The organism is Fodinicurvata sediminis DSM 21159, assembly GCF_000420625.1.
In the GTDB taxonomy this organism is placed as follows: domain Bacteria; phylum Pseudomonadota; class Alphaproteobacteria; order Kiloniellales; family DSM-21159; genus Fodinicurvata; species Fodinicurvata sediminis.
Genome location: NZ_ATVH01000016.1, coordinates 89477 through 109543, shown reverse-complemented (window position 1 = coordinate 109543; position 20067 = coordinate 89477). Strand labels below are relative to the sequence as shown.

At 60.9% G+C, this 20067-nt stretch carries 19 protein-coding genes; 8 read left to right on the top strand and 11 right to left on the bottom strand.

Annotation, left to right across the window (positions count from 1 at the left end; genetic code table 11):
- Positions 1–3: 3 nt before the first annotated feature.
- From glpK to G502_RS0113130, 9 genes are all read right to left on the bottom strand, one after another.
- Complete coding sequence (gene glpK, locus G502_RS0113170; RefSeq protein ID WP_022729143.1) at positions 4–1509, bottom strand: glycerol kinase GlpK; 1506 nt, start codon at positions 1507–1509, stop codon at positions 4–6.
- A 112-nt stretch (positions 1510–1621) separates the two neighbouring features.
- The gene (locus tag G502_RS0113165; protein WP_022729142.1) at positions 1622–3343 is read right to left on the bottom strand and encodes an ABC transporter substrate-binding protein; all 1722 of its coding nucleotides are present in this window, start codon (positions 3341–3343) and stop codon (positions 1622–1624) included.
- 76 nt (positions 3344–3419) lie between these two features.
- Positions 3420–3704 (bottom strand): DUF2160 domain-containing protein, encoded by a 285-nt coding sequence (locus G502_RS0113160; protein ID WP_022729141.1) that lies wholly within the window; start codon positions 3702–3704, stop codon positions 3420–3422.
- A gap of 12 nt (positions 3705–3716) precedes the next feature.
- On the bottom strand, positions 3717–4514 hold the full coding sequence (locus G502_RS0113155; RefSeq protein ID WP_022729140.1) for a carbohydrate ABC transporter permease: 798 nt from the start codon (positions 4512–4514) through the stop codon (positions 3717–3719).
- Positions 4511–5392 (bottom strand): carbohydrate ABC transporter permease, encoded by an 882-nt coding sequence (locus G502_RS0113150; protein WP_022729139.1) that lies wholly within the window; start codon positions 5390–5392, stop codon positions 4511–4513. The genes G502_RS0113155 and G502_RS0113150 overlap by 4 nt, the downstream gene beginning before the upstream one ends.
- Before the next feature lie 3 nt (positions 5393–5395).
- Entirely contained in the window at positions 5396–6481 is a 1086-nt protein-coding gene (locus tag G502_RS0113145) for an ABC transporter ATP-binding protein (protein WP_022729138.1), read from the bottom strand.
- A 16-nt stretch (positions 6482–6497) separates the two neighbouring features.
- Complete coding sequence (locus tag G502_RS0113140) at positions 6498–7586, bottom strand: ABC transporter ATP-binding protein (RefSeq protein WP_022729137.1); 1089 nt, start codon at positions 7584–7586, stop codon at positions 6498–6500.
- Positions 7587–7590: 4 nt separating this feature from the next.
- Positions 7591–9138 (bottom strand): glycerol-3-phosphate dehydrogenase, encoded by a 1548-nt coding sequence (gene glpD, locus G502_RS0113135; RefSeq protein WP_022729136.1) that lies wholly within the window; start codon positions 9136–9138, stop codon positions 7591–7593.
- Positions 9139–9262: 124 nt separating this feature from the next.
- Positions 9263–10027, bottom strand: a complete 765-nt coding sequence (locus G502_RS0113130) for a DeoR/GlpR family DNA-binding transcription regulator (RefSeq protein WP_026989460.1) — start codon at positions 10025–10027, stop codon at positions 9263–9265.
- A 194-nt stretch (positions 10028–10221) separates the two neighbouring features.
- On the opposite strand from G502_RS0113130, the gene G502_RS0113125 reads away from it, so the two are divergent.
- A complete protein-coding gene (locus G502_RS0113125; RefSeq protein WP_026989459.1) occupies positions 10222–10971 on the top strand; it encodes a class I SAM-dependent methyltransferase in 750 nt (249 codons plus the stop codon).
- 129 nt (positions 10972–11100) lie between these two features.
- Positions 11101–12228, top strand: a complete 1128-nt coding sequence (locus G502_RS0113120) for a CaiB/BaiF CoA transferase family protein (RefSeq protein WP_026989458.1) — start codon at positions 11101–11103, stop codon at positions 12226–12228.
- Between the two features lie 24 nt (positions 12229–12252).
- On the opposite strand, the gene G502_RS0113115 is transcribed toward G502_RS0113120, so the two are convergent.
- On the bottom strand, positions 12253–13338 hold the full coding sequence (locus G502_RS0113115) for an endonuclease/exonuclease/phosphatase family protein (RefSeq protein ID WP_022729132.1): 1086 nt from the start codon (positions 13336–13338) through the stop codon (positions 12253–12255).
- A 231-nt stretch (positions 13339–13569) separates the two neighbouring features.
- Here G502_RS0113115 and G502_RS0113110 point away from each other — a divergent pair, with 231 nt between their 5' ends.
- From G502_RS0113110 to G502_RS0113100, 3 genes are all read left to right on the top strand, one after another.
- On the top strand, positions 13570–14994 hold the full coding sequence (locus G502_RS0113110) for an FAD-binding oxidoreductase (RefSeq protein WP_162140981.1): 1425 nt from the start codon (positions 13570–13572) through the stop codon (positions 14992–14994).
- A 102-nt stretch (positions 14995–15096) separates the two neighbouring features.
- Positions 15097–16065: an acrylyl-CoA reductase (NADPH) gene (gene acuI / locus G502_RS0113105; protein WP_022729130.1), complete on the top strand. Its 969-nt coding sequence runs from the start codon at positions 15097–15099 to the stop codon at positions 16063–16065.
- A gap of 43 nt (positions 16066–16108) precedes the next feature.
- The gene (locus G502_RS0113100; RefSeq protein WP_022729129.1) at positions 16109–16759 is read left to right on the top strand and encodes a dioxygenase family protein; all 651 of its coding nucleotides are present in this window, start codon (positions 16109–16111) and stop codon (positions 16757–16759) included.
- Positions 16760–16776: 17 nt separating this feature from the next.
- Here G502_RS0113100 and G502_RS0113095 read toward each other — a convergent pair whose 3' ends face one another.
- Positions 16777–17295, bottom strand: a complete 519-nt coding sequence (locus G502_RS0113095) for an Lrp/AsnC family transcriptional regulator (RefSeq protein WP_022729128.1) — start codon at positions 17293–17295, stop codon at positions 16777–16779.
- A gap of 140 nt (positions 17296–17435) precedes the next feature.
- Between G502_RS0113095 and G502_RS0113090 the strand changes: the two genes are divergently transcribed.
- The 3 genes from G502_RS0113090 to G502_RS20190 all read left to right on the top strand — a co-directional run bounded on the left by G502_RS0113090 (position 17436) and on the right by G502_RS20190 (position 20031).
- Entirely contained in the window at positions 17436–18452 is a 1017-nt protein-coding gene (locus tag G502_RS0113090) for a 1-aminocyclopropane-1-carboxylate deaminase (protein WP_022729127.1), read from the top strand.
- Positions 18453–18587: 135 nt separating this feature from the next.
- A complete protein-coding gene (locus tag G502_RS0113085) occupies positions 18588–19454 on the top strand; it encodes an NAD(P)-dependent oxidoreductase (RefSeq protein ID WP_022729126.1) in 867 nt (288 codons plus the stop codon).
- 10 nt (positions 19455–19464) lie between these two features.
- The gene (locus tag G502_RS20190; RefSeq protein ID WP_022729125.1) at positions 19465–20031 is read left to right on the top strand and encodes a cysteine dioxygenase family protein; all 567 of its coding nucleotides are present in this window, start codon (positions 19465–19467) and stop codon (positions 20029–20031) included.
- Positions 20032–20067: the final 36 nt, after the last annotated feature.

The window sequence follows — 20067 nt, the reverse complement described above, 5'->3', positions numbered from 1 at the left end:
CCTTCAACCACCGGGATCACGCACAAGGGTTCTGGAGATCGCATCCTGCCAGCCCTCGTACTTGCGGGCCCGATCCTTCTCCGACATCTGCGGTGCAAACCGCCGGTCCAGGTTCCAGCGTTCGGCAAAGACCTTCGGCTCTTCATAGAAGCCTGCCTTGTAACCGGCCAGGTAGGCGGCGCCAGAAGCCGTCGTCTCCAGGACCGTCGGTCGGTCGACGGGCGCATCCAGGATATCCGCCAGGAACTGCATCAGCCAGTCGCTCGCGACCATACCGCCGTCCACGCGCAGAACGGTGTCGCTCAGGGATCCGCCTCCCCAATCCCCGCGCATGGCCTCGAGCAGATCGCGGGTCTGATAGCCCACAGCTTCCAGGGCCGCACGGGCAAATTCGGGCACTCCGGTTCCCCGGCTCAAGCCGAACATGGCACCCCGCGCCGCTGAATCCCAATAGGGGGCCCCCATGCCGGTAAAGGCGGGCACCAGATAGACATCCTGGTTCGGATCAGAGCGATCCGCCAGTTCTGCCGTCTCGGCTGCCGTCTCGATCAATCCCAGTTCATCGCGCAACCACTGGACCGCAGCTCCCGCGACAAAGATCGATCCCTCCAGGGCATAGGTGGGCTTGCCATCCAGTTGGTAGAGCACGGTTGTCAGAAGCCGGTTGCGGGAAATCACCGACTGCGAGCCCGTATTCAGCAGGGCAAAGCACCCTGTGCCGTAGGTCGACTTGATCATGCCCGGTTCGAAACAGGCCTGCCCGACCGAAGCCGCCTGCTGGTCACCGGCAACACCAAGGATGGGGATCTCTTCCCCGAACAGTTCAGGTTCGGTCTCGCCGAATGCGGCAGCCGAGTCCAGAACCTCCGGCAGCATGCTTTCATGGACGTTCAGTATGGAGAGCAACTCCCGGTCCCAGGTCCCCTTGTGGATATTGTAAAGCAATGTCCGCGAAGCATTGGTGGCATCTGTGACATGTCGCTTCCCACCTGTCAGTCGCCAGATGAGAAAACTGTCCACGGTGCCGAATACAAGCTCGCCGCGTTCCGCCCTTTCACGCGCTCCGTCCACATGATCGAGAATCCAGGCCACCTTCGTGCCGGAAAAATAGGAATCCAGCAGCAGGCCTGTACGCGAACGCACCTCGCTTTCATGTCCGGCCTTCTTCATCGCTGCACAGTTGTCTGCCGTGCGACGGTCCTGCCAGACGATGGCCTTGTGTATCGCTTCGCCCGTATTGCGATCCCAAACCAGAGTTGTCTCTCTCTGGTTCGTGATCCCGATCGCTGCAATGTCAGCGGCCGCAGCCCCCGCCTTGTTCATAGCCTCCCGACAGGTTTCCAACACGCTGCGCCATATGTCCTCGGGGTCATGCTCCACCCAGCCTGAGCGCGGGAAATACTGCTTGAACTCCTGCTGCGCCACGGCGGCAATCTGATGGTCCCTGTCGAAAAGGATGGCCCGTGAAGACGTGGTTCCCTGATCAATTGCCATCACATACTTGGCCATGACTTTGCCTCCCTATGCATGAACCCGTTACATGGTTGTATAACCAGCCTTGCGGATAGAAAAGGGCCGGAAATCCATATGGTTTCCGGCCCAGATCCTTGTGGAAATCAGCTCAGTCTTCCTGAGCGTCCTGCCACTGCTGCACAAGTTCATCGTACTTGACGGTCTCGCCCTGGGGCTTCTCATTGTCCAGCTTGGGCTTTGGCGCACCCTCCTGATCGAACCAGTACTGCGCATCGCGCGGTTCGTTCAGCTTGGGTCCGCAATCGCCTTGGACGCCGGCACGCTCCAGGCGCGCCATGATTTCGTCCTGCTGCTGAGCCAGGCTGTCCATGGCCTCCTGAGCCGTCATTTCACCGGTCACCGCCTCGGCCACGTTCTGCCACCACAGCTGGGCCAGACGCGGATAGTCCGGCACGTTCACGCCAGTGGGAGTCCACTGGACGCGGGCTGGGGAACGATAGAACTCCACCAGGCCACCCAGCTTCGGCGCCCGCTCGGTAAAGGACTCATGCCGGATATCGCTGTCCCGGATCGGGGTCAGGCCGACATGGGTCTTCTTCAGGCTGACGGTCTTGGACACCGTGAACTGGGCATAGAGCCAGGCGGCCTTTCGGCGATCCGGCTCGGTGGCCTTCATCAGGGTCCAGGAACCGGCGTCTTGATAGCCCAGCTTCATGCCCTCTTCCCAATAGGGCCCGTGCGGAGAGGGAGCCATGCGCCATTTCGGATTACCGTCCTCGTCCACGACCGGCAGGCCTTCCTTGGCCATGTCCGCGGTGAAGGCGGTGTACCAGAAGATCTGCTGGGCGACATTGCCCTGCGCCGGCACCGGCCCGGCTTCAGAGAAGGTCATGCCAGCGGCTTCCGGCGGTGCATAGGCTTTCAGCCAGTCGATGTACTTCTGCAGGGAATAGACCGCAGCCGGACCGTTGGTGGCACCGCCACGCTCAACGGATGATCCGACAGGACGGCACTCCTCCATGCGAATGCCCCATTCATCCACTGGCACACCATTGGGAATGCCCTTGTCGCCGGCCCCCGCCATGGACAGCCAGGCGTCGGTGAAGCGCCAGCCCAGCGAAGGATCGCGCTTGCCGTAGTCCATGTGGCCATAGACCTGCTCGCCGTCGATCTCACCAACATGCTCGCTGAAGAACTCGGCAATGTCCTCATAGGCCGACCAGTTGACCGGAACACCCAGTTCGTAGCCGTAGATCTCCTGGAACTGCTCCTGGAAATCCTCGCGCTGGAACCAGTCGTAGCGGAACCAATAGAGATTGGCGAACTGCTGGTCCGGCAGCTGATAGATCTTGCCGTCCGGCCCAGTGGTGAAGGAAATCCCCATGAAGTCGTCGATATCCAGCATGGGGTTGGTGACGTCCGCGCCTTCGCCTTCCATATAGTCGCTGAGCGGGATCACCGAATCATAGCGCGAGTGGGTCCCGATCAAATCGGAATCGTTGATATAGGCATCATAGATGCTGCGGCCCGACTGCATCTCGGTCTGCAGCTTCTCGATCACGTCACCTTCGCCGATCAGGTCATGGGTGACGTTGATGCCCGTGATTTCCGCAAAGGCTTTCGCCAGAACGTTGGATTCATACTCGTGCGTGGTGATGGTTTCCGACACCACATTGATATCCATGCCCTTGAATGGTTCCGCTGCCTCGATGAACCATTCCATTTCCTTCATCTGTTCTTCCTTGGACAGGGTCGACGGCTGGAATTCCTCGTCGATCCAGCGTTCCGCCGCCTCCATGTCCGCCATGGCGTTCTGGATTCCCAGTGCGAGTACCATGGCGGAGGCGGTGAAGAGTGTTTTTCTCAACATCTGATTTCCTCCCTATATTCTGCTTATTCTACGCGTCCGGGCTTTCCATGGGCGCCCGTTCAGCCCCTTCATCAATCTAGACCCACCGGAAAACCGCAATCGCATAGGCGATGCTGAGCGCAGAGGCCCAGAGCAGGTCGAGATCGACAAAACCGATCCAGAGTACGTGTATGTACGCACTGCCAAGCAGCGAGATGAAGAAGCGGTCTCCGCGTGTCGTGGCAATACCCAGGACACCGACCCGCTCAATCGTGGGCGAGACCTGCTGCCAGAGGGACATGGCCACCAGACCCAGGAAAATGCCTGCGAAGAACAGGCCCGTCTGCCAGGTCCAGGCCATCCATTGAAGATTGAGTTCCATGGCAAAAGTCCCTTACACGCGGCCCAGGGCGAAGCCCTTGGCTATGTAGTTTCGCACGAAATAGATCACCAGCGCGCCGGGAATGATGGTCAGCACCCCGGCCGCCGCCAATACGCCCCAATCCAGGCCCGAGGCCGAGACCGTTCGAGTCATGGTTGCCGCGATCGGTTTCGCATTGACCGAGGTCAGGGTGCGTGCCAGCAGCAGCTCGACCCAGGAGAACATGAAGCAGAAGAAGGCGGCAACGCCGACGCCCGAGGCGATCTGCGGCATGAAGATCTTCACGAAGAACTTCGGGAAGGAATAGCCGTCGATATATGCCGTTTCGTCGATCTCCTTGGGAACTCCCGACATGAAGCCCTCCAGGATCCAGACCGCCAACGGCACGTTGAACAGGCAGTGTGCTAGAGCCACGGCAATGTGCGTGTCGAACAGGCCAACCGAAGAATAGAGTTGGAAGAATGGAAGCGCGAAGACGGCCGGCGGCGCCATGCGGTTCGTCAGCAGCCAGAAGAACAGGTGCTTGTCACCCAGGAAGCGATAGCGCGAGAAGGCATAGGCCGCCGGCAGGGCCACTGCCACCGAAATGAACATATTGAGCAGGACATAGATCGTCGAGTTGATGTAGCCCGAATACCAGGACGGATCGGTGAAGATGACGATGTAGTTGTCCAGTGTCGGGTTCAGCGGAACGGGAGAAAGAACCGACAGAATCTCCTGGTTGGTCTTGAAGGACATGTTGACCAGCCAGTAGATCGGGATCATCAGCAGGACGATATAGATCGTCGGGATCAGCCAGCGCCCTTTCATAGGTTCATCTCCATTTCCTCGCGCCGCTTGGCCGTCATTACTGTGTAGAACACCCAGGACAGCGCCAGTATGATAAGGAAGTAGATGATCGACATGGCGGCAGCGCGACCCAGGTCGAACTGGCCGATAGCCATCTTCACCAAATCCACCGACAGGAAGCTCGTGGCACTTCCCGGACCACCCCCGGTCACCACGAAGGGTTCGGTATAGATCATGAAGCTGTCCATGAAGCGCAGCAGTATGGCGATGACCAGAACCCGGCGGATCTTGGGCAGCTGGATGTGGCGGAAGACCGCCCAGCGAGAGGCCCCGTCGATCCGCGCAGCCTGGTAATAGGCCTCAGGAATCGAACGCAGGCCGGCATAGGCCAGCAGCACGACCAGGGATGTCCAGTGCCAGACATCCATCAGCACCACGGTCACCCAGGCACTGAGCGGATCGGTCGTATAGTTGTAACTGAGGCCTAGACTGTTCACGGCCCAACCAAGCAGCCCGATATCCACACGCCCGAAAATCTGCCAAATGGTGCCGACGACGTTCCATGGAATCAGCAAGGGTAGGGCCATCAGGACCAGACAAACCGGCACACCGAGCCCACGCCGCGGCATGGAAAGCGCCACAATCACGCCAAGGGGAATCTCAATCAAAAGGATCAGGCCGGAAAAGAGGAACTGACGCCAGAGTGCATCATGGAAGCGGCTGGAATTCAGGATGTCCTCGAACCAGGCCAGTCCGGCCCAGAAGAATTCATTTCCGCCGAAGGTATCCTGAAGGGAATAATTGACCACGGTCATCAGCGGGATAATCGCGCTGAAACAGACGATCAGGACCACCGGCAGGACCAGAAACCAGGCTTTCTGATTGACCTTGCGTTCCATGACTCAGGGCCTCCCTTCACTGAGATGACCGTCCATGTACACGTGCAGGTGCCCGGACTCGAATTGCACCCCTGCCGTATCCGACGGAAGCGTGCTCCCTTCAGGCAGTATCGCGGCCACCTCCTGGTCATTCAGGGTCAGGCGCGCGATGCGATAGCGTCCAACATCATCAACGCGTTCCAGACGGGCCGGCAAGCCCTCTTCCGGTTGGGTCACGCTCACGAATTCCGGCCGAATGCCAATCTGGACCCTGCCCTCCAGGCCGGCGGGGATATCGTGGCCTGTGGGCAGGTCAAGCTTGTGTTCTCCAAACCAGGCCTGCTTGCCCTCTATCTTGCAATCCAGGACGTTCATGCCGGGCGAGCCGATGAAATAGCCCACGAAGGTATGCGCCGGTTTCTCGAAGAGTTCTTCAGGAGTGCCGATTTGCACGACCTCGCCTTCATACATCACGACCACCTTGTCGGCGAAGGTCAGGGCCTCGGTCTGGTCATGGGTCACATAGACCATGGTATGATTGAAATCCTTGTGCAGCTGCTTCAGCTGGCCGCGCAGAAGCCATTTCATGTGCGGGTCGATCACCGTCAGCGGTTCATCGAAAAGGATTGCGTTGACGTCGGGACGCACCAGGCCACGCCCCAGCGAGATTTTCTGCTTCATGTCGGCCGTCAGGTTTTCCGCCCTGCGCTTCAGCCGATCCGTCAGGTCCAGCATCTCGGCGACCTCCCTGACGCGGCGGTCCACCTCCGTGGCCTGGAATTTCCGGTTGCGCAGCGGGAAGGCCAGGTTGTCATAGACCGACATGGAATCGTAGATGACAGGGAACTGGAAGACTTGGGCGATATTGCGCGTTTCCGGCGGCTCGCGAGTCATGTCACGATCATTGAAAAACACCTGTCCCTGAGAAGGGACCAGCAGGCCCGAGATGATGTTGAGCAGTGTGGTCTTGCCACAGCCGGAAGGCCCCAACAGCGCATAAGCGCCCCCGTCCTCCCAGACATGAGTCATCTCCTTCAGGGCATAGTCGGCCTCATCGCGCGGCGTGTCGAGGTAGGAGTGTGCCAGGTTCTTCAATTCGATGCGCGCCATTGTCTTCCCTCCTGCCCTATGCCGCCGCCTGCAAGCCGGGGGCCGCCTTCAGGCGCTGCTCGGCATCGAAGATGAACAGTCGTTCAGCGTCGATATAGACCGGCACCCGATCTCCAGCCGACAGATCTCGCACGCCATGCGCCAGCACGACCCAGCGCTCACCTGCAAAGCCAACATGGACAAAACTCTCGGAGCCTGTGATCTCGGTCACCGTCACCTCCGCGGTGACCTCGACAGCGCCCTCGGTGGGCCGTTCCAGGGCAAGATGGTTGGGCCGCATGCCAAGCGTATAGCGGCCATCCGGCAGGCCCTGCAGAAGGCCGGCAACAGGCATGTGCTGTCCATCGGCCAACTGGAGCTGACCGCCCGCAAGCTGCACCTGCATCAGATTCATGGGGGGGTCCGAGAAAACCTGGGCCGTCAGCAGGTCATGCGGGCGGCGATAGACATCCAGCGTGGGTCCGAATTGCGTTACGCTGCCCTCGTGAAGCGTGGCGGTATTACCCCCCAGAAGCAGGGCCTCCGTCGGTTCCGTGGTGGCATAGACCAGAACGGTTCCGCTTTCGCTGAAAACCCGGGGCAGTTCCTCGCGCAGTTCCTCGCGCAGCTTGTAATCCAGGTTCGCCAGGGGTTCGTCCAGCAGGACCAATTCAGCCCCCTTGACCAGGGCGCGTGCCAGGGCGGTCCGCTGTTGCTGCCCACCAGACAGTTCAAGCGGGGTGCGGTCCAGCATTGCTGTAATCTTCAGCAGATCGGCCGCCTCTTTCACCTTGCTGTCGATCTCGGCCTTCGGCCGCTTGGCGACACGCAGGGGAGAAGCGATGTTTTCGTAAACCGTGAGTGTGGGATAGTTGATGAACTGCTGATAGACCATGGCCACGTCACGCTTGCGCACGGGTATGCCCGTCACGTCACGGTCATTGGCAAAAATTCGTCCGGACGTGGGCTCATCCAGGCCCGCCATCAGGCGCATCAGGCTTGTCTTTCCGGAAAGCGTGGGGCCGAGAAGGATATTGAGGCTGCCGGCCTCCAGCTTCATGGAAACCGACCGGATATGCGTTTCCGATCCGACAACCTTGCTGACCTCTACAAGCTCCACGGACATGCCCCTACCCCTTGGCCTGCTTCAGCTGTTCTTCCTGCCGGTCCAGCTGGGAGGCGATCCAGCTTTCAAGTGCCCCGACCTGCTCGCCCGTCAGACGTAGCCCCAGCTTGCTGCGCCGCCAGAGCACATCCTGGGCATTACGGGCCCATTCCTCACGCATCAGGAAGGCCACTTCGCGCCCATACAGATCGGCCCCGAAATGCTGGTCCATGTCCTCAAGAGCCTTCGAATCGCCAAGCATCTCCCTGGACCGCAAGCCATAGGAACGAATCAGGCGACGCGCCCAAGGCTCCGTCAGGAAAGGATAGTCGCGCAGCAACTGCAACTTCAACTCGGATTGCCCCTCCACATCGAACTCGCCGCCTGGCAGGGTGGCTCCGGCTGTCCAGTCGCCAGACAGGCCCTGCAGATGGGTGGAGAGTTTCTGCAAGGCATGCTCGGCCAGTTTCCGATAGGTCGTGATCTTGCCGCCGAAGACATTCAGCAGGGGGGCCTGGCCCTCGTAACCCGCATCCAGCGAGAGCACGTAATCCCGGGTCGCCTGCTGGGCCGCGCCAGCCCCGTCGTCGTAGAGAGGCCGAACGCCTGAATAGCTGTGAATGACATCATCGGTGGAAAGTGGCCGCTCCAGATACTGGCTGACCGCGGACACCAGATACTCCGTTTCCTTCTGCGAGATATGGACGTCCTTGGGGTCCCCCTGGAAATCCTCGTCGGTCGTGCCGATCAGGGTGAAATCCTGCTCATAGGGAATCGCGAACACGATGCGTCCATCGGAATTCTGGAAGATATAGGCCCGGTCATGCTCGAACAGGCTGGGCACGACAATGTGACTGCCCTTGACCAGCCGCGTGTGCTCGGAACTGTTGATATGAAGCCGGTTTGCCAGCACTTCCGAGACCCAGGGGCCGGCCGCGTTGACCAGGCTTCGGGCCCGAATTTCCCGCTGCTGACCGGTTTCACCGTCCTTCACCTCCACATGCCAGAGGCCATCGCGCCGTTCGGCCGAAGTACAGGCCATGCGCGGGTGAAGTTCCGCGCCATGACGCGCCGCATCCAGGGCATTCAGCACAACAAGGCGCGCATCATCTACCCAGCAATCGGAGTATTCGAACCCGCGTGCAAACTCGCTCTTCAGCGGTGCCCCGATCGGCGAGCGCCGCAGGTCGAGGGACCTGGTGCCCGGCAGTATCTTGCGCCCGCCCAGGTGATCATAGAGGAACAGTCCAAGCCGGATCAGCCAGGCCGGGCGCAGGCCCTTGTGGTGCGGCAGCACGAACCGCAGCGGCCAGATGATGTGCGGCGCGGCGCGCAACAGGACCTCGCGCTCGATCAGCGCTTCGCGCACCAGACGGAACTCGTAGTATTCCAGATAGCGAAGACCGCCATGGATAAGCTTGGTGCTCGCCGAAGAGGTTGCGCCGGCGAAATCGCCTTGCTCGCAGAGAAATACGCTGGCGCCGCGCCCGGCCGCGTCGCGGGCGATCCCGCATCCATTGATGCCGCCACCGATGATGGCAAGGTCATAGATATCGGGCGTCTCGTTCGCCAAGGGCTTCCCTGCTCCCTGATTCTATTTGATTATTTTTATTTTCGTATAAACTCTAAACGAACATTACCCGAAAACAAACGAACATTCAATTGAAGAGTCTTCAAGCCGGGAAAAACGGCCCGACCTAAGCCGCAATCTCGATCCTGACGCCCGATTCCTCGCAGATCCGGCGCAGGCTCGGTGGGGGCATCTCGTCGGTGATGAGGCGGTCGACCTGCGAGAGATGCCCGATCCGAACCGGCGCACTGCGCGAGAACTTCATGTGATCGGCCACGAGGAAAACCGTTCGCGCATTCTCGATAATGGCCTGCGAAACACGCACCTCGCGGTAATCGTAATCGAGCAGGTCGCCCTCCTCCTCGATGGCCGAGGCTCCGATCACGGCATAGTCCACCTTGAACTGGCGAATGAAGTCCGTGGCCTGCTCGCCCACGATACCGCCATCTGAATGGCGCAGCACACCCCCCGTCACGATCGTCTCGATTTCAGGTTGGGTGTGCAGGATGTTAATAACGTTTATGTTGTTGGTAATCGCCATCAAGCCGCGATGTCCCGCCAGCGCGCGGGCCACTTCCTCGGTGGTCGTCCCGATGTTGATGAACAAAGAACAGTTGTCGGGAATCAGCTCTGCCGCACGACGTCCGATGCGCTGCTTCTCCTCAGAGGCCAACAGTCGGCGCGCCTCGTACTTCACGTTTTCGATTCCCGTGGCCAGTACGGCACCCCCATGAACGCGCTTGAGAAGGCGCTGGTCGCAAAGCTCATTCAGATCCCGCCTTATGGTCTGGGGCGTTACCCGGAAATGTGTAGCCAGTTCTTCCACGGTCACCCGCCCGGCTTCGCGCGCTTGCTCCAGAATCCGTTCTAGCCGCGGGGAAAGGTCCTGCACGAAAGCCTCCATTTTCGCTTATTTTCGTTTTTCACGGTTCGAGCATACAGAAATTTTCGCTTATGCAAAACAATCCGCAGGCGGCAAATGCGCGGAACGCCTGCAGCCCGCCTCATGCGCATTGACAGACCCGCCCCGCCGACGGAGCTTTAATCCAGGAAATCCAGCAGAAAGCGAAAACAATGGGGACGTCTTTGAAACAGGATTGGAATGCTGAACGCTACCAGCAGGACGCAGGCTTTGTCGCACGCCTGGGCCAGGGTGTCGTCGACCTTCTGGCTCCCAAGGCCGGTGAGCGCATCCTGGATCTGGGCTGTGGCGATGGGGCGCTGACCGAGGTGATTGCCGCCAGCGGCGCCGAGGTCGTTGGCACCGATTCCGCACCGGATATGGTAGCCGCCAGCCAGGCACGCGGGCTGGACGCACGCCTGATGGACGGGCAGGAACTGGTGCTCGATGCCCCCTTCGATGCAGTCTTCACGAATGCAGCCCTGCACTGGATGACAAAGCCGGATCGCGTCCTGGTGGGTGTCGCCAAGGCGCTGAAACCTGGCGGGCGCTTCGTCGGCGAGTTCGGAGGGCACGGCAACGTGGCCGCCATTCGCACGGCGCTCCACGAAGCTCTCAGCCGGCGCAAACAGGACCCACTGTCCCTCAGCCCCTGGTATTTCCCCTCCGCCGATGCCTATGCACGCCGCCTGGAAAACCATGGCTTCCGTGTGGTGGAAATCTCGACTTTTCCCCGCCCCACGCCCTTGCCGTCGGACCTCACGGCCTGGCTGGAAATCTTTGCCCAAGCCTTTCTGGCACCCTTTTCAGACAACGAGCGCGCCGAGATCCTGCGGGAAGTCACCGATCGACTGCGCCCCATCCTCTGCGACGAGGAAGGCAACTGGACCGCCGATTACGTACGCCTGCGCTTTGCAGCCAGGCGTGAAGGCTGAGCGGATGCTTCCAACCACCCGGATACCACCCCGGGGGATTCGAACATCCGGTGGGGTTTGAACTTCCCGGGCAAATCACCGATGTTCTTCCCATGAACCCGGACAAGGATGGAAGAAACGGTTTCCGACATGCCCAAGGATCTTGAAGGCCTTCTCGTTGTCACGCTGGAACAGGCGGTGGCAGCTCCCTATGCTTCGTCACGCTTGGCCGATGCCGGAGCACGCGTCATCAAGCTGGAACGCGAGGAAGGCGATTTTGCCCGGCGTTATGATCGCTGCGTCAATGGTCTCAGCGCCTATTTCGTCTGGCTCAATCGCGGCAAGGAGTCCGTCCGCTTCAACCTGAAGGACTCGCAGGATCAGCAACTGCTGCATAACCTGCTCTCCAAGGCGGATGTTTTCATCCAGAACCTGGCGCCCGGCGCCACCGAGCGCGCCGGTTTCGGCAGCAAGAGCCTGCGTGAGCACTATCCGCAGCTGATCACCTGCGATATCAGCGGCTATGGCATGGAAGGACCCTACCGCGATATGAAGGCCTATGACCTCTTGGTCCAGGCCGAAACGGGCTTGGCCAACATTACCGGAACGCCGGAATCAGGGGCTCGGGTTGGCGTATCCGTCTGTGACATTGCCGCCGGCATGTATGCCCAGCAGGCCATTCTGCAGGCGCTTTTTGCCCGTGAACGCGGCAACGGAGGGCGCGGCATCGAGGTTTCGCTCTATCACAGTCTGTCAGACTGGATGAACGTGCCCTACCTGCAGCACCACTATGGCCAGAAAACACCTCAGCGCGAGGGACTGCGCCATCCCACCATTGCCCCCTACGGTGCCTATGATTGCCGGGACGGCAAATCCGTTCTGCTCTCCATCCAGAACGAGCGCGAATGGAAAAACCTCTGTGAGATCGTTCTGCAGCGCCCCGACATCACCGAGAATCCGCGCTTTGCCACCAATCCGGACCGCGTGGCCAACCGACCGGCCCTGGACGAGATCATCAACGGCGTTTTCTCCAAACTGGACCGCGAAGAGGTGATCGCGAGACTGAATGAAGCGAATGTCGCCTACGGCAAGCTTTCCACCATGGAGGATGTCGTCACCCATCCCCAGAACCGCTTCATCCAGGTCGAGACCTCGGCCGGCGAGGTCAAGGTACTGGCACCGCCGCCCATTACTCCTGAGATCGAGGATCATTACGGAGCGGTTCCGGACCTGGGCGCCGACGACAAATGCGTTCGCGAGGAATTCTCGGGCTCCTGAGACCACGGGAAACGCGTTCAGACTCTATTCCTCGCCCTCCTCGGCAGCCTCACGGCCTTCCTCGACCGTCTCCCGCGCCTCTTCTTGGTCTTCCGGCTCCGCATCGGGTGCGTTCTCCTGACCTTCATTGGCCGGTTGATGGCAGAGTTCGACCAGAATGGGGAAATGGTCGGACCCGACTGGCTCAAGCCGACTCATCTGCATAAGCATAAAGTCCGCACTAAAGAAGACATGATCGATGGGCCAGCGCAGGAAAGGCCACTTTGCATGGTAGCTGGGATAGAGATTGCGCCCGATACGGGGATCGAGCAGGCCACTCAATTCCTGGAACAGCCGGGTTGTGTCCGACCAGGCCACATCGTTCAGGTCACCAGCCACGATCACCGGCGCATCCACTTCGCGCGCCTCACGGCCGACCAAGACAAGCTCGGCATCGCGCTCCTCGGTGTCCTGACTTGGCTCAGGCGGGCGCGGATGCAGGCCATAGAAAGCCACTTCCATTTCTGAACGTAGACGAACGCGTGTATGGACCGACGGCACTTCATCTTCGACCAACCGCCGGATTTTTGGCTCGATCAGATCGAGACGCGAGAAGAACAACAGCCCGTACTTGTTCTCCTGCGGCTGCGCCACGATTTCTGCGTAGTCCTCTTCCAGAGGCGCCAGGGCATCCGCCCACCACGCGTTGGTCTCGATCAGCAAAAGCAGGTCCGGTTCATGCGCAGCGATGCGCTCCAGCACGGCCTCGCTGTCCCGGTTATCCTGCAGGACGTTCACCACCATCAAACTAAGCCGCCGGTCCTCCGGACACTCAGCCTCTGTAGCCGTCAGTGCCTGTTTCGGCCAATAGCTTGTATAGGGCAGCATGCGCGCCGACTGATAACCAAGACAGAGCAGAACAGCGCCAGCCAGAACCCAGAACCTTGCCTGGCGCCAATCGAAGGCAAAGAGGCACAGCAGGAATACGACGGCCAGAAGGGCGGCCAGCTGCATGCGCGGAAAGTCGAAAATGCGGATCCACCAGGCTTCGCCCGGGAAGAAGGGCAGCAGGGTCGCGACCACAAGAATCGCCCCCAATCCCCAAAGTACGGCACGCAGCAAACGCAGCATCTGTCGATCCCATGTCTTTGTAACACCTGAAGGCTAGCGCCCTTCCGGCCCGTGGCAAGCGGGAACACGGCAAGCTCGATGTCAAAATCATGAGCGGCCGGCCAACTGGCCAACACTCCACTGCACGTGGAAAGCACAGCAACGCCCTTGCAGGATCGGGATAGGACGTCGACAATTCCCCCAAGTGAGCAAGACGACACGCCCCCTGGGGCGAATATGGAGGATAAAGACATGTCCACGCTGAAGATGCAGCAGTCTGGCCTGCCGGAAGGCCTTGAGGAAATGCTTGGTCCAAAGGGTCTGCTAACCGGCGAAGAAGCCCAGAACTATGGGCGCGACTTCATGGGAGAAGTGGACAATGCGCCCCTGGCTGTCCTGCGTCCGGAAACCACCGAACAGGTGGCCGAAGCTTTGCGCCTCTGCACCGAACACGGCCTTTCGGTCGTTCCCCAGGGCGGGCGCACCGGACTGACGGGCGCCGGCGTGCCTTCTCGTCCCAATCACGAGGTTATCCTCTGCCTCGCACGCATGAACAAGGTGCGCTGGTTGGACGACAGGAACCATGCAATGGCCGTGGACGCCGGCTGCATCCTGGCCGATGTCCAGAAGGCGGCCGCCGACGCCAACCGCCTATTCCCGCTCAGCTATGGGGCGGAAGGTTCCTGCCAGATCGGCGGTTCGATCTCGACCAACGCAGGAGGCACTGCGGTCCTGAGATATGGAAATACGCGCGATCTGATCCTGGGCCTGGAAGTGGTGCTGGCCGACGGAACGGTCCTCGACATGATGCGTGCGCTGCGCAAGGACAACACGGGCATCGACCTGAAGCAGCTCTTCATAGGCTCCGAGGGCATCCTGGGCGTCGTGACGGGCGCGGTCCTGAAACTCTACCCGGCTGTGGCCGAGCGTGAATGTGCCCTTCTGGCCTTCCCCTCATTGCCAGCCGTCATGAAAAGCTTTGCCATCGCCCGGGAAAGCACGAACGACCGCCTGTCGGCCTTCGAGATGATGCCTCAGAACGGCATCACTCTGGCCTGCAACCGCGTGCCCGATGTGGTAGATCCTGTCGAGGGCGACTATCCCTGGTATGCCCTGCTTGAGGTCTCCGCCAGCAAGAAAGGCTCCGGCCTTCAGGAGATGCTGGAAAGCCTGATCGAACGCCTGATGGAGGAAGGCCTGGTCCTGGATGGAACGGTTTCCAGCAGCGAAAGCCAGCGCGCCCAACTCTGGCGCATTCGCGAAGCCCTCGTCGAGGCCCACAACGACATGCCGCACCTTCTCAAGCATGACGTCTCGGTACCCATCTCCGACATGGCCGACTTCATCGAGACCGCCACGGAGAAGGTCAATGCCATTGCGCCAGACGCCATGCTGATCGCCTTCGGACACGTCGGGGACGGCAACGTGCACTTCAACATCTGTCACGACGAGGACACCCCCAACGGCAGTCTGGCAACGCGCAAGAAAGAGGTCACCTGGGCGGTCTATGATCTGGTGCAGGAGTATCGGGGAAGCTTCTCGGCCGAGCACGGTGTCGGCTCCATGAAACGCGACGCCCTGCGCCGTTATCGCAGCGAAGCCGAAATCGCCGTCATGGAGAAGCTGAAGAAGGCCCTGGATCCCGAAGGCCTGCTCAACCCCGGCAAGGTGCTCTAAGACGTTACCTGTGGGAAATTTGCGGGCACTCGAAAGCTACGCTATCGTCCAGCTCTGTCCATTGAATGCAAACGGGAGGACTGAGCCATTCGTGCCCTGCTATTGACCCGCGGCGAGGACAAGAAGACCCACGCCGAACTCACCGAGGTGGATGAGGCCGAGCTCCCCGAGGGCGACGTTCTCGTCGACGTGAAGTACTCCACCCTCAACTACAAGGACGGCCTGGCCATCACCGGCAAGGGTCCGGTGGTGCGCAGTTTTCCCATGATCCCCGGCGTCGACTTCGCCGGCGTCGTGGCAGAAAGCGACCATTCCGAATTCAAGGCCGGAGACGCGGTCATCTCGACAGGCTGGGGTCTGGGCGAAGAGCGCTGGGGCGGCTACGCGGAACGCGCCCGCGTCCAGGGCGACTGGCTGGTTCCCCTGCCAAAGGGCATGACGCTTGCCCAGGCCATGACCATCGGCACGGCCGGTTTCACGGCCATGCTCTGCGTCATGCGCCTGAATGCCCTGGGTCTGAAACCCGACAGCGGCCCGGTCGTGGTCACGGGCGCCTCGGGCGGCGTCGGCAGTGTCGCCGTAAGCCTGCTGGCCGGACGCGGCTATCAGGTCAGCGCCATGACCGGCCGGGTCGAGGAAGAGGGCTACCTGAAGGACCTGGGGGCCAGCGAGGTAATCGACCGAACCGGCTACAGCGAGCCCGGAAAGCCTCTACAGAAAGGGATCTGGGCCGGCGCTGTCGATACGGTGGGCGGACAGATCCTGGCCAACATCCTGGCCAGCACGCAGCAGGATGGCATCGTCGCCGCCTGCGGGCTGGCAGCCAGCATGGACCTGCCGACGACGGTGGCGCCCTTCATCCTGCGCAACGTGACCCTGGCCGGTGTGGAAAGCGTCTATACACCGCGCGCGCTACGCCTGCAGGCTTGGGAGAACCTGGCCCGGGAGCTGGATGCGGAAGCCCTGGAACGGATCAGCCACACGGTGGGGCTCACTCAGGTGATTCCGGCCGCCAGCGATATCCTGGCCGGCAAGGTGCGCGGCCGAATGATCGTCGATATCGCAGCTTGAAACGGCGCCGCCTTTCGGGTGGAACGCCGGAAAGGACGGAGACATGCCCTATTTGACGCGAAGGATTTTCCTGCTGAGCGGGCCGCTGGTCCTGGTCGGCACAGCCCTTGGTGGGCGGCTGCCTGCCCTTGCGCGCACGGCGCCTGAGGGCTTGACCCCCGCCCAGACAGAAGGGCCCTTCTATCCCGATTCCCTGCCCGAGGACCGGGACAGCGATCTCGTCCGGATCGCCGAAACGAACGGCCGGGCCGAAGGAGAGATCCTGGACCTGAGAGGCAGGGTCTCCGACCCGCAAGGCGATCCCTATCCGGACTGCCGCATCGAGATCTGGCAGGCCGATGCCGGCGGACGCTACCTGCACAGCGGCGATGACAGGTCGGGCGAACGCGATCCCCATTTCCAGGGCTATGGCACAACACGCAGCGACAGCGAAGGACGCTATGCCTTTCGCACCATTCGCCCCGTGCCCTACGGTTCTCGCACACCGCACATCCACTTCAAGGTCCATTCCCCCGCGGGGCAGACCCTGACCACCCAGATGTATGTGGCCGGAGAGCCGCTGAACGAGAATGACTGGCTTTACAACCGTCTCGATGACGCAGAGAAGGCACGCCTGACCGTGAAGCTAGAAGCCCGCGAAGACGAGGTCGGAGCCCTCTGGGAAGGTCACTTTTCCATCGTTCTGCCGCGCTGAGGCCCCCTGCCCGAACCCTATTCCTCGATATGCACGGCCGTATCGTACTTGACGCGGCGCAGGGTAAAGCTGGTGCGAAAACGCCGGATGTTGTGCTCGCGCGCCAGCACATCGCGCACGAAATCGTTGTAATGCTCCATGTCACGGCAGGAGACCAGCAGCAGGTAGTCGCTCTCGCCCGAGATGAAATAGCACTGCTGCACCTCGGACTGGGCTGCGATGTGCCGCTCGAACGCCGCCAGGGCATCCTCGCGCTGACGGTCCAGCTCCACGCTGACGAAGGCGATGAGTGCATGCCCCGTCTTGGCCGTATCCACCAGGGAAACGTCACGCAGGATATAGCCTTCCTGACGCAAGCGCTTGACCCGGCGCGAACAGGGCGCCGGCGACAGACCGACCTTCTGGGCCAGCTCCTCATTCGTCATCCGGGCATCCTGTTGAAGATGATTGAGAATCCGACGATCGATCCGGTCCAGTGCCGACAGTCCGAGCTCACCTTCCTCAACTTTATTGCGCGGACGGGCGTCCTTGTTCATTTCAATTTCTCTTTTCACGGCACAAAAGGCAATCTAGCGCAAGGAGCCGAACAAAGAAAGCAGGGAATTCATGACTGATTGCGCATAGACTGACTTTCCTTACGTCAGATTTCGTTCACAAGGCTTTCGGAGACATTCAGATGAAACTCGAGCAGTTCAAGCGCCATCCACTGACCTTTGGCCCCACCCCCATCGAGCCTCTGCCCCGGCTCAGCGCCCACCTGGGCGACAAGGTGGATATCTGGGCCAAGCGCGAGGATTGCAACAGCGGACTCGCCTTCGGCGGCAACAAGGTCCGCAAGCTGGAATACCTGGTCCCGGAGGCGCTGGAACAGGGTTGCGATACGCTGGTCACCATCGGCGGCATCCAGTCGAATCATACTCGCCAGGTCGCCGCCGTGGCCGCGAAACTGGGGATGAAATGCCGGCTGGTGCAGGAACACTGGGTCGACTGGAACGACGCCGTCTATGACCGGGTCGGCAACATACAGATGAGCCGCATCATGGGGGCCGAGGTGGAACTGGTAAACGCAGGCTTCGACATCGGCATCCGCGAAAGCTGGGAGAACGCGCTCGAGGATGTGCGCCAGCGGGGTGGCAAGCCCTACGCCATCCCCGCCGGGGCTTCGGACCACAAACTGGGCGGCCTTGGCTTCGTGGGCTTTGCCGAGGAAGTGCGCCAACAGGAGGCCGAACTGGGTTTCAAGTTCGATTACATCGTCGTCTGCGCGGTCACCGGCAGCACCCAGGCCGGCATGGTGGCCGGCTTTGCCGCCGATGGACGCGCTGATCGCGTGATCGGCATCGACGGTTCGGCGGAACCGCAGAAAACGCGCGACGCCGTCCTGCGCATCGCGCGCAGCACGGCGGAGCTCATCGAGTTGGGCCGCCCCATCGAGGATGACGAGGTGGTGCTCGACACCCGCTATGCCTATCCCGCTTATGGCCTGCCCTCGCAGGAGACGCTGGAAGCGATCCGCCTGTCGGCCCGTCTGGAGGGCATGATGACCGACCCGGTCTATGAAGGAAAATCCATGCAGGGCATGATCGACATGATCCGACACGACGAAATACCGGCCGGCGCGCGGGTACTCTATGCCCACCTGGGCGGCGTGCCGGCGATCAATGGTTACAGCTACCTGTTCAGGGACGGGTGATGCAGGAAAATGCGGAAGAGGCTATGTACGATCAGATCCGGACACGCCCAAGCGACACCTTGTCGCTTGCCGGTAAAGGCTCTAACCTTGCGCCCAACATAGCCACACCAAAGCAAACTACAGGGGGAATAGGATATGGCAAAACTGGCGTTTCTGGGACTGGGGGTCATGGGCTACCCGATGGCTGGACATCTGGCCAAGGCCGGACACGAAGTCCGGGTCTTCAACCGCACCAGTGAGAAGGCCGACAAGTGGGCCAAGGAGCACGGCGGCAGCAGCGGCAAGACACCGGCGGAAGCAGCGGCCGATGCCGATATCGTCTTCATGTGCGTCGGCAACGACGATGATGTGCGCACGGTGGTCTACGGCGACAACGGCGCCCTGACCGGAATGAAGAGCGGAGCGATCCTGGTCGATCACACCACCGCCTCGGCAGAGGTGGCCCGCGAGGTGGAGAAAGCCTGCAAGGCCGAAGGGAAAGGCTTCCTGGACGCCCCCGTATCCGGTGGCCAGGCCGGTGCCGAGAATGGCGTACTGACCATCATGGTCGGCGGGGACGAAAAGACCTTCGAAAGTGCCAGGAGCGCCATGGAATGCTTTGGCCGTGCCGTTACCCTTATGGGCACGGCCGGCTCCGGCCAGTTGACCAAGATGGTCAACCAGATCTGCATCGCCGGCCTGGTCCAGGGCTTGGCGGAAGGCGTGAACTTCGCCCAGAAGGCTGGCCTGGACTGCGAAAAGGTCTTCGATGTCATCGGCAAGGGCGCAGCCCAGTCCTGGCAGATGGACAACCGGCACAAGACCATGCTGGAAGACAAGTTCGACCACGGCTTTGCCGTCGACTGGATGCGCAAGGACCTGAACATCGCCTTGGCGGAGGCCCAGCGGAATGGTTCTCAGCTGCCGGTCACCGCGCTCGTCGACCAGTTCTACGCGGCTGTCCAGGGCATGGGCGGTGGCCGTTGGGACACCTCCAGCCTGCTCAAGAACCTGAAGGACTGACTCGATTCACATGCAGGATGCCTTTGCACGCTTCCTGGAACGTGGACAGGCGGCGGCACGGTCGGCCACGCCGGCCGAAGCCGTCGCCGCCGAGCTTTCAAAACTGATTACTACGGGCTGGCAAGCCCCCGACCCGCGCTATCGCACCCTTCAGCCCGGCCTGCCTTATGGTTCCTACTTGCTGCACCTTTCGCCAAAAGGCGATTTCTGTGTGGTTCAGGACGTTTTCGCCCCAGGCCAGGTAACCGGGATTCATCACCATCGCACCTGGGGCGCTGTCGGAACGCTCGAGGGCCGTGAGCGCAACAGCCGCTATGCCGTCGATCCCGACATGAAGGAGGCCCCGCACTTCCTGGATAGCCATCTGCTCTCCGCAGGTGAGGTCACGACAGTAGGCCCGGATGAACTGGATTTCCACGAAGTGGAATGCGCTAGCGAAGTTCCGAGCATCAGCCTGCACGTCTATGGCGCGGACATTGGCCGCCTGGAACGCATCATGTGGGACCCTGACCAGCGCAGTTATCGCAGTTTCACCTCGGACTATTCCAACCAGGCAGTCGGCCTGCCGCTTCCATAGATCAAGTTCACCAGAGCATCGAAGCCCCTGTTCGCC